The organism is Gluconobacter sp. P1D12_c, assembly GCF_018812105.1.
GTDB classification, from domain to species: domain Bacteria; phylum Pseudomonadota; class Alphaproteobacteria; order Acetobacterales; family Acetobacteraceae; genus Gluconobacter; species Gluconobacter oxydans_A.
Genome location: NZ_JACSIQ010000917.1, coordinates 1 through 352, shown reverse-complemented (window position 1 = coordinate 352; position 352 = coordinate 1). Strand labels below are relative to the sequence as shown.

Annotated in this window: 1 protein-coding gene; it reads right to left on the bottom strand. The window is 52.3% G+C overall.

What is annotated here, in order from left to right:
* Window positions 1-344: transposase (locus KP705_RS19790; protein ID WP_215765550.1), on the bottom strand; the 344-nt coding region annotated here is incomplete at its 3' end.
* Window positions 345-352: the final 8 nt, after the last annotated feature.

Below are 352 nucleotides of genomic sequence, written 5' to 3'. Positions count from 1 at the left end.
TGTGTCAAACGCTCACGAAACAGCCAGACCGTTTTGGCATCCGGCACGCGGTCCGACAGCCCCAATCCCAGAAAGCGCATGAACGACAGGCGGTCGTTGATCAGATACTCTGTCCGTTCATCAGACAAAGTGTTCAACGTCTGGATGACCAGAATTTTGAACATCAGCACCGGATCAAACGGCGGACGTCCGCCTTTACTTCCGTCTGAATAGGCCAGAGCCTGGTTCAGATCAGGGCGAAAGACTTCAAAATCCACAGTCCGGAAAAAAGCTTTGAACTGATCAGAAAGCCCGCTCAAGCGAGCAAGCCGCTCTTCAACATCGAAGAAACCCGGCCGCTTCAAATTCCATC